Source organism: Macromonas nakdongensis, assembly GCF_002837145.1.
Lineage (GTDB): Bacteria > Pseudomonadota > Gammaproteobacteria > Burkholderiales > Burkholderiaceae_C > Macromonas_B > Macromonas_B nakdongensis.
Genome location: NZ_NWMV01000017.1, coordinates 91754 through 98472 on the forward strand (window position 1 = coordinate 91754; position 6719 = coordinate 98472).

Sequence of the window (6719 nt, forward strand, 5' to 3'; positions counted from 1 at the left end):
TTGAAACAATGACGCCATGCTAGCCAAACGCATCATCCCCTGCCTGGACGTGACCGGTGGCCGCGTCGTCAAAGGCGTGAACTTCGTCGAATTGCGCGACGCCGGTGACCCGGTCGAAATCGCCGCCCGCTACAACGAGCAGGGCGCCGACGAGTTGACCTTCCTCGACATCACCGCCACCAGCGACGGCCGCGACCTCATCCTGCACATCATCGAGGCGGTGGCCTCGCAGGTCTTCATCCCCCTGACGGTGGGCGGGGGCGTGCGCACCGTGGACGACGTGCGCCGCCTGCTCAACGCCGGGGCCGACAAGGTCAGCTTCAATTCCGCCGCCATCGCCAACCCGCAGGTCATCCGCGACGCGTCGGCCAAGTACGGCGCCCAGTGCATCGTGGTGGCCATCGACGCCAAGCGCCGCCGGCCGGAAGAAGAGCAACGCCTGGGCGCCAACGGCCTGCCGGTGGGCCCGGGCTGGGACGTGTTCAGCCACGGCGGTCGCAAGAACGTGGGCCTGGACGCGGTGGCCTGGGCCACGCAGATGGCCGCGCACGGCGCCGGCGAAATCCTGCTCACCAGCATGGACCGCGACGGCACCAAGATCGGCTTCGACCTGGCGCTCACCCGCGCCGTCAGCGACGCGGTGCCGGTGCCCGTGATCGCCTCCGGTGGCGTGGGTGCCCTGGAACACCTGGCCGAAGGCATCCAGCAGGGCGGGGCCGACGCGGTGCTGGCCGCGTCCATCTTCCACTACGGCGAATTCACCGTGCGCCAGGCCAAGGAAACCCTGCGCGCCCACGGCATTCCGGTGCGGCTGTGAAGGGGGCTGGACGCATGAACTGGCTCGACCAAGTGAAATGGGACGACAAAGGCCTGGTGCCCGTCATTGCCCAAGAAAACGCCACCGGCGACGTGCTGATGTTCGCCTGGATGAACCGCGAGGCGCTGCAGAAAACCGCCGAACTCGGCCGCGCGGTGTACTTCAGCCGCTCGCGCGGCAAGCTCTGGTTCAAGGGCGAAGAATCCGGCCACGTGCAAACGGTGCACGACATCCGCCTCGATTGCGACAACGACGTGGTGCTGCTGAAAGTCACCCAGCTGGGCCACGAACCCGGCATCGCCTGCCACACCGGCCGCCACAGCTGCTTCTTCCAGCGCCACGAGCAGGGCGAATGGAAGGCGGTCGATCCGGTCCTCAAAGACCCCGAAAGCATCTACCAATGAGCGCCACCGACACCCTGGACCGCCTGGCGGCCGTGATTGAAACCCGCAAGCCCGCCCACGGTGGCGACCCGGAGAAAAGCTACGTCGCCCGCCTGCTGCACAAAGGCCCCGACGCCTTTCTGAAAAAAATCGGCGAGGAAGCCGGCGAGGCCATCATGGCCGCCAAAGACCTGCAGCACGGCCACGGGGACACCCAGGCCCTGGTCGGCGAGGTGGCCGACCTGTGGTTCCACAGCATGATCGCGCTGGCCCACTTTGGCCTGAGCCCGGCCGACGTGGTGGCCGAACTGGCCCGCCGCGAAGGCCTGAGCGGCCTGGAAGAAAAAGCCCTGCGCAAGGCGCAGGCCCGCGAAGCCGGCGAATAAGCCCCAACCCCCGGAGCCCCGGCCATGCAAGACGACACCGAACGCCTGCGCCGCCTCAACACCGTGGGGCTGATCAGCTACGTGCTGCACCTCATCGTGGCGGTGGGGGCGCTGATCCCTGGCGGGCAGTGGGGCCCGACCCTGCTCATCGTCGCCCTCATTCTGGACTTCGTCAAAAAGGACGAGGCCCAGGGCACCTGGCACGCCAGCCATTTCCGCTGGCGCATCCGCTCGGTCGTCATTGCCTTCCTGGCCTACTTGGTCACCTTCCCACTGTGGCTGCTGTTCGTCGTTCCCGGCTGGGTGGCGTGGCTGGCCATTTCCGCCTGGTTCCTGTACCGCATCGTCAAAGGCATGGCCCGCATGAATGCCGGCCAGCCCATGGAGTTCGCCGAATGAGTCACGACCCGCATTGCATCTTCTGCAAAATCGTCGCCGGCCAGATCCCCAGCCGCAAGGTCTACGAGGACGAGGACATCTTCGCCTTCCACGACATCGCGCCCTGGGCGCCGGTGCACTTTCTGCTGATCCCCAAGCTGCACATCCCGTCCATGGCCCAGCTCGCCCCCGAGCACGAACGTCTCATGGGCAAGATGATGGTGCTGGCGCCCAAGCTGGCGCTGGAGCAGGGCTGCAAGCCCTACCCGGAAGGCGGTTTCCGCGTGCTCGCCAACACCGGTCTGGAGGGCGGGCAGGAGGTGCACCACCTGCACGTGCACGTCATGGGCGGTCCGCGGCCCTGGCTCAAGGGCTGAGCCGGCACGGGACTTGCGTCGCCCCGGTGTGGGCGGTGGTCTTGTTTTTGGCGGGACCGTCACACATATCTGGGACAATCCCCAGCGCTGCGGGCGGCGAACCGGTCGCCCGACTTAGAATCCAACGCATACCCGGGGTACTGTTCCCCACACTGGAGTTTTGACATGGGTGCTTTTTCCGTCTGGCATTGGCTGATCGTCCTGCTGATCGTGGTCTTGGTCTTCGGCACCAAGAAGCTCAAGAACATCGGTTCCGACCTGGGTGGCGCCGTCAAGGGTTTCAAGGACGGCATGAAGGACGGTGGCAGCACCGCCGAGTCCACCACCACCGCGCAGGTGGCCCAGGACAAGGCCTCGGCCGACAAAGCCACCATCGACGTCGAAGCCAAAACCAAGGGCTGAGCCGTTCGCCGTGGGTTTCCTGAGGGGGGCAAGCCCCCCTTGTGTGTGATGCGTGCATGGAAAGCGCTGCATGATTGACTTGGGTATTTCCAAGCTGGCCCTGATCGGGGTTGTTGCTCTGGTGGTCATCGGTCCCGAAAAGCTGCCCAAGGTGGCCCGCACCGTCGGGACCTTGCTGGGCAAGGCGCAGCGTTACGTGGCCGACGTCAAGGCCGAGGTCAACCGCTCCATGGAGCTGGAAGAGCTCAAAAAGATGAAGGAGTCGGTCGAGAGCGCGGCGCGCAACGTCGAGTCCACGATCCACGACACCTCGGCCGAGTTCGACAAACAGTGGTCCGAGGCGACCGCCGGCCTCGAGTCCAGTGCCTCGGTCGGTTTCAACCCGTCCGACGCCGACTCCATCGGCATGACGGTGTTCCCCGAATACAAGCACCCTAAGAAGAACTTCCGGCTCAAGCAGAAGGCCGTGCCGCAGTGGTTCAAGGCGCGCACCGGCACCCGCACCCGGGCCCAGTCGGGCGCGGCCCGCGTGGCCCGTTTCCGGCCGAAAACCAAACCGATGTAAGCCCGAGCCATGTCCGAAGCCCAAGACAAGACCGACGAACTGGCCGGCACCGAGCAACCCTTCGTCCAGCACCTGATCGAACTGCGCGACCGCCTGGTCTACATCATGGCGGGCATCGGTGCGTGCATGGTGGCCTTGGCCATCTGGCCCGGCCCCAGCGGCCTGATCGACCTGATCGCCGTGCCCATCCGGGCGCACATGCCGCCCGACGTCAAGCTGATCGCGGTGGGTGTGTTCACCCCCTTCTTCGTGCCGCTCAAGGTGCTGATGATGGCGGGCCTGCTGCTGGCGCTGCCCTGGGTCATGTACCAGATCTGGGCCTTCGTCGCGCCGGGCCTGTACAGCCACGAAAAGCGCTTTGCCCTGCCGCTCATCATCTTTGGCAGCCTGCTTGCCTACACCGGCATCGCCTTCGTGCAGTTTTTCGTGCTCGACAAGATGTTCGGCTTCATCCAGGGCTTCACCCCGGACAGTGTCAACGCCACGCCCGACATCGCCTCCTACGTCGAAGCCATCTTGTCGCTGTACCTCGCCTTTGGCCTGGCCTTTCAGGTGCCCATCGTTGTCATGCTGCTGGTGCGCTTTGGCATGGTCACGCCCGAACAGCTCAAGAGCTTTCGGGGCTACTTCGTTGTGGTGGCTTTCATCATCTCGGCGGTGGTCACGCCGCCGGACGTGATCTCGCAGCTCGCCCTGGCCATTCCCATGTGCATCCTGTACGAACTGGGCATCGTCGGTTCGCGCTGGTTTGCCCAGAACGCCAAGCCGCCCGAAGCCTCGGACGAGGCCTGAACCCCTCGGGCCCGCCCTGTGGTGGCGGGCCGGCTTGCTCAGCGGGCGCGTCCCGGCGGGGTGCGGCGGCTGGGTGTGATCTGCAGCCGCTGCGGGCCGTCGCGCCGCTCCACTTCCAGTTCGGCCGGCCGGCCTGGGGGCAGGGCGGCCACCGCGCTCAGCAGCCCAGGCACGTCTTTCACCGCCACCTGGCCGACCCGGGTCACCACGTCCCCGGGGCGGATGCCGGCGAGGGCCGCGGGCCCATCCTGCAGCACGCCGGTGATGACCACGCCCTCCGTCTGGCTCAGCCCGAAGTAGGCGGCCAGTTCGGGCGTCAGGGTCTGGGGCTCCACGCCGATCCAGCCGCGGGTCACGGCCCCATCGCGCACGATTGCCTCCATCACGCTGCGCGCCGTGGAGGTGGGAATGGCGAAGCCGATGCCCATGGAGCCGCCCGAGCGCGAGTAGATCGCGGTGTTGATGCCCATCAGGTGGCCGTTCACGTCCACCAGCGCCCCGCCGGAATTGCCGGGGTTGATGGCCGCATCGGTCTGGATGAAGTTCTCGAAGGTGTTGATCCCGAGCTGGCTGCGCTCCAGGGCGCTGACGATGCCGCTGGTCACCGTCTGGCCGACCCCGAAGGGGTTGCCGATGGCCAGCACCACGTCGCCCACCTGCAGCTGTTCCGATTGGCCCAGCAGGATCACCGGCAGGTCGGGCAGTTCGATTTTCAGGATGGCCAGGTCGGTTTCCGGGTCGCTGCCCACGGTGCGGGCCTGGGCGCTGCGCCCGTCGCTCAGCTGCACCTGGATCTCGTCGGCCTCCTCGACCACGTGGTTGTTGGTCAGGATGTAGCCTTCCGGGCTGACGATCACGCCCGAGCCCAGGCCGGTCTGGGGTTGCGGGTTGCTTTGCTGGTCGCCGAAGAAGAAGCGGAACCACGGGTCCTGCTCGTGCGGGTTGCGGGCCGGCGCTTTGCTGGTGCTGATGCTGACCACCGCCGGCGCCGCGGCTTTGGCCGCGCCGCTGTAGCTGCTGGCCGCGACGGCGGCGCTGCGTTCGGTCTCGCCCACGTCGAACACCGGGACGATGCTGGCCAGCTCCGGGCGGCGGTTCAGCCACTGGGGCTTGAGGGTGGCGACGACGAACCACGCCGCCAGCAGCACCGTGATGGTTTGGGAAAACAAGAGCCAATAACGTTTCATGGGGGGCCTGTGTGGCGTGCAAGCTTGATGTGCGTCAAGTCCCGGGCGCGGCATCCGGGTTCAAATCCGGGGCGATCCAGACACAAGAAAAGCGGAGTGCACCATGAAAGCGATTGTGGACCTTTTTTCCACCGACTACGGCCTGTTGAGCATCGCGGTGCTCCTGTTCATTCCCTTCATGGCGTGGTGGTTCTACCGCTTCTTCACCCGCAAGATGGAAGAATCCGAACGCGCCCAGGCGGCCAAGCGACCCTGAGTCGCGCCCGCGGGCGCTGCGGAGCCCGGGGCGGGTGGGTGAGACAATCGACCTCAATCCGCCCGATTCCACCGCCATGCCCGACGCGACCGACCTGACCCCACCCCAGCCCATCCCCGCTCCCCTTGGCGACGGCGTGTCCCGTGATGCCGTGGGCGCTGCCCTCGACGCCTTGCTGGAGCCGGCCCGTTTCAAGGACTATGGCCCCAACGGCCTGCAGGTCGAAGGTCGCGAGCGGGTGCGCCACCTCGTCAGCGGGGTGACCGCCAGCCGGGCCCTGATCGAAGCGGCCATCGAAGACGGCGCCGATGCCATCGTGGTGCACCACGGCCTGTTCTGGCGCGGGCAGAGCGGCTGCGTCACCGGTTGGATGAAGCAGCGGCTGGTCTTGTTGCTGCGGCACGACATCAGCCTGTTCGCCTACCACCTGCCGCTGGACGCCCACCCCACCCTGGGCAACAACGCCCAACTGGGCCTGCGGCTGGGCATGGCACCTTTGCCCGAGCACGAGCGCAGCCGGTTCGGCGAGCAGGACCTGGGCTTCATCGGCGTGCCGCCGGTGGAGAGCGCCGCGCAGCTGGCCGCCCACGTCCAGGCCGCCCTCGGTCGGCCGGTGACCCTGCTCGACACCGCTCAACGTCCCTTGCGCCGTGTGGCCTGGTGCACCGGGGGTGCCCAAGGCTATTTCGAGGCGGCCATCGCCGCCGGGGCCGACGCTTTCATCACCGGCGAGATTTCCGAGCCGCAGGCCCACCTCGCGCGCGAGTGCGGCGTGGCCTACCTGGCCTGTGGCCACCACGCCACCGAACGCTACGGGGCCCCGGCCGTCGCCGCCGAAGTGGCCCGGCAACTGGGGCTGACGCACCGTTTTATCGAAGTGGACAACCCCGCATGAGCGCGCGCCTGCCCCTCGCCATCACCATGGGCGACCCGGCCGGCATCGGGCCGGAAATCGTGGCCCAGGTGTTTCGGCTGCGGCCCGAATGGTCGCGCGAATGCGTCGTCATCGGCGACCTGGCCACCCTGCGCCGGGCGGTTCAGGTCACGGGCGGCTTGTTGCCGGTGGCCGTGGTGGACGGCCCGGAGGGCGTGGCCGACTTGCCGCCCCGTTGCGTGCCCGTGTGGCCCGGCGGCGCTTTGGCCGCGCCGGTGCCCTGGGGGCAGATCGGTGCGCCC

The 6719-nt window shown here is 67.3% G+C and carries 11 protein-coding genes and 1 pseudogene; 11 read left to right on the plus strand and 1 reads right to left on the minus strand.

The genetic code is table 11. The annotated features are described in order from the left end of the window. Positions 1–16 precede the first annotated feature (16 nt). From hisF to tatC, 8 genes are all read left to right on the plus strand, one after another. Positions 17–817, plus strand: a complete 801-nt coding sequence (hisF, locus tag CON77_RS03355) for an imidazole glycerol phosphate synthase subunit HisF (RefSeq protein WP_101047716.1) — start codon at positions 17–19, stop codon at positions 815–817. A 14-nt stretch (positions 818–831) separates the two neighbouring features. Continuing rightward, complete coding sequence (gene hisI / locus CON77_RS03360) at positions 832–1221, plus strand: phosphoribosyl-AMP cyclohydrolase (protein WP_101047717.1); 390 nt, start codon at positions 832–834, stop codon at positions 1219–1221. Further along, positions 1218–1586, plus strand: a complete 369-nt coding sequence (locus tag CON77_RS03365; protein WP_198552252.1) for a phosphoribosyl-ATP diphosphatase — start codon at positions 1218–1220, stop codon at positions 1584–1586. Before hisI ends, CON77_RS03365 begins: the two co-directional genes overlap by 4 nt. Before the next feature lie 24 nt (positions 1587–1610). Next, positions 1611–1985: a DUF4870 family protein gene (locus tag CON77_RS03370; protein WP_101047719.1), complete on the plus strand. Its 375-nt coding sequence runs from the start codon at positions 1611–1613 to the stop codon at positions 1983–1985. Beyond that, complete coding sequence (locus CON77_RS03375; protein ID WP_101047720.1) at positions 1982–2341, plus strand: histidine triad nucleotide-binding protein; 360 nt, start codon at positions 1982–1984, stop codon at positions 2339–2341. The genes CON77_RS03370 and CON77_RS03375 overlap by 4 nt, the downstream gene beginning before the upstream one ends. Before the next feature lie 165 nt (positions 2342–2506). Beyond that, the gene (gene tatA / locus CON77_RS03380; RefSeq protein ID WP_101047721.1) at positions 2507–2743 is read left to right on the plus strand and encodes a Sec-independent protein translocase subunit TatA; all 237 of its coding nucleotides are present in this window, start codon (positions 2507–2509) and stop codon (positions 2741–2743) included. A gap of 70 nt (positions 2744–2813) precedes the next feature. Further along, positions 2814–3308: a Sec-independent protein translocase protein TatB gene (gene tatB / locus CON77_RS03385; RefSeq protein ID WP_101047722.1), complete on the plus strand. Its 495-nt coding sequence runs from the start codon at positions 2814–2816 to the stop codon at positions 3306–3308. A gap of 9 nt (positions 3309–3317) precedes the next feature. Then, the gene (gene tatC, locus CON77_RS03390) at positions 3318–4100 is read left to right on the plus strand and encodes a twin-arginine translocase subunit TatC (RefSeq protein ID WP_101047723.1); all 783 of its coding nucleotides are present in this window, start codon (positions 3318–3320) and stop codon (positions 4098–4100) included. 38 nt (positions 4101–4138) lie between these two features. Here the strand turns inward: tatC and CON77_RS03395 are convergent, their stop codons facing one another. Next, a complete protein-coding gene (locus CON77_RS03395) occupies positions 4139–5287 on the minus strand; it encodes a S1C family serine protease (RefSeq protein WP_101047724.1) in 1149 nt (382 codons plus the stop codon). Between the two features lie 103 nt (positions 5288–5390). Here CON77_RS03395 and CON77_RS03400 point away from each other — a divergent pair, with 103 nt between their 5' ends. The 3 genes and pseudogenes from CON77_RS03400 to CON77_RS03410 all read left to right on the plus strand — a co-directional run. Beyond that, the gene (locus tag CON77_RS03400) at positions 5391–5543 is read left to right on the plus strand and encodes a DUF3149 domain-containing protein (protein WP_101047725.1); all 153 of its coding nucleotides are present in this window, start codon (positions 5391–5393) and stop codon (positions 5541–5543) included. 76 nt (positions 5544–5619) lie between these two features. Next, positions 5620–6438, plus strand: coding sequence for a Nif3-like dinuclear metal center hexameric protein (locus tag CON77_RS03405; protein ID WP_101047726.1), 819 nt, complete (start codon positions 5620–5622; stop codon positions 6436–6438). Beyond that, a pseudogene (locus tag CON77_RS03410) lies at positions 6435–6719 on the plus strand (4-hydroxythreonine-4-phosphate dehydrogenase PdxA); the annotation flags it as partial. The gene CON77_RS03405 and the pseudogene CON77_RS03410, both read left to right, overlap by 4 nt.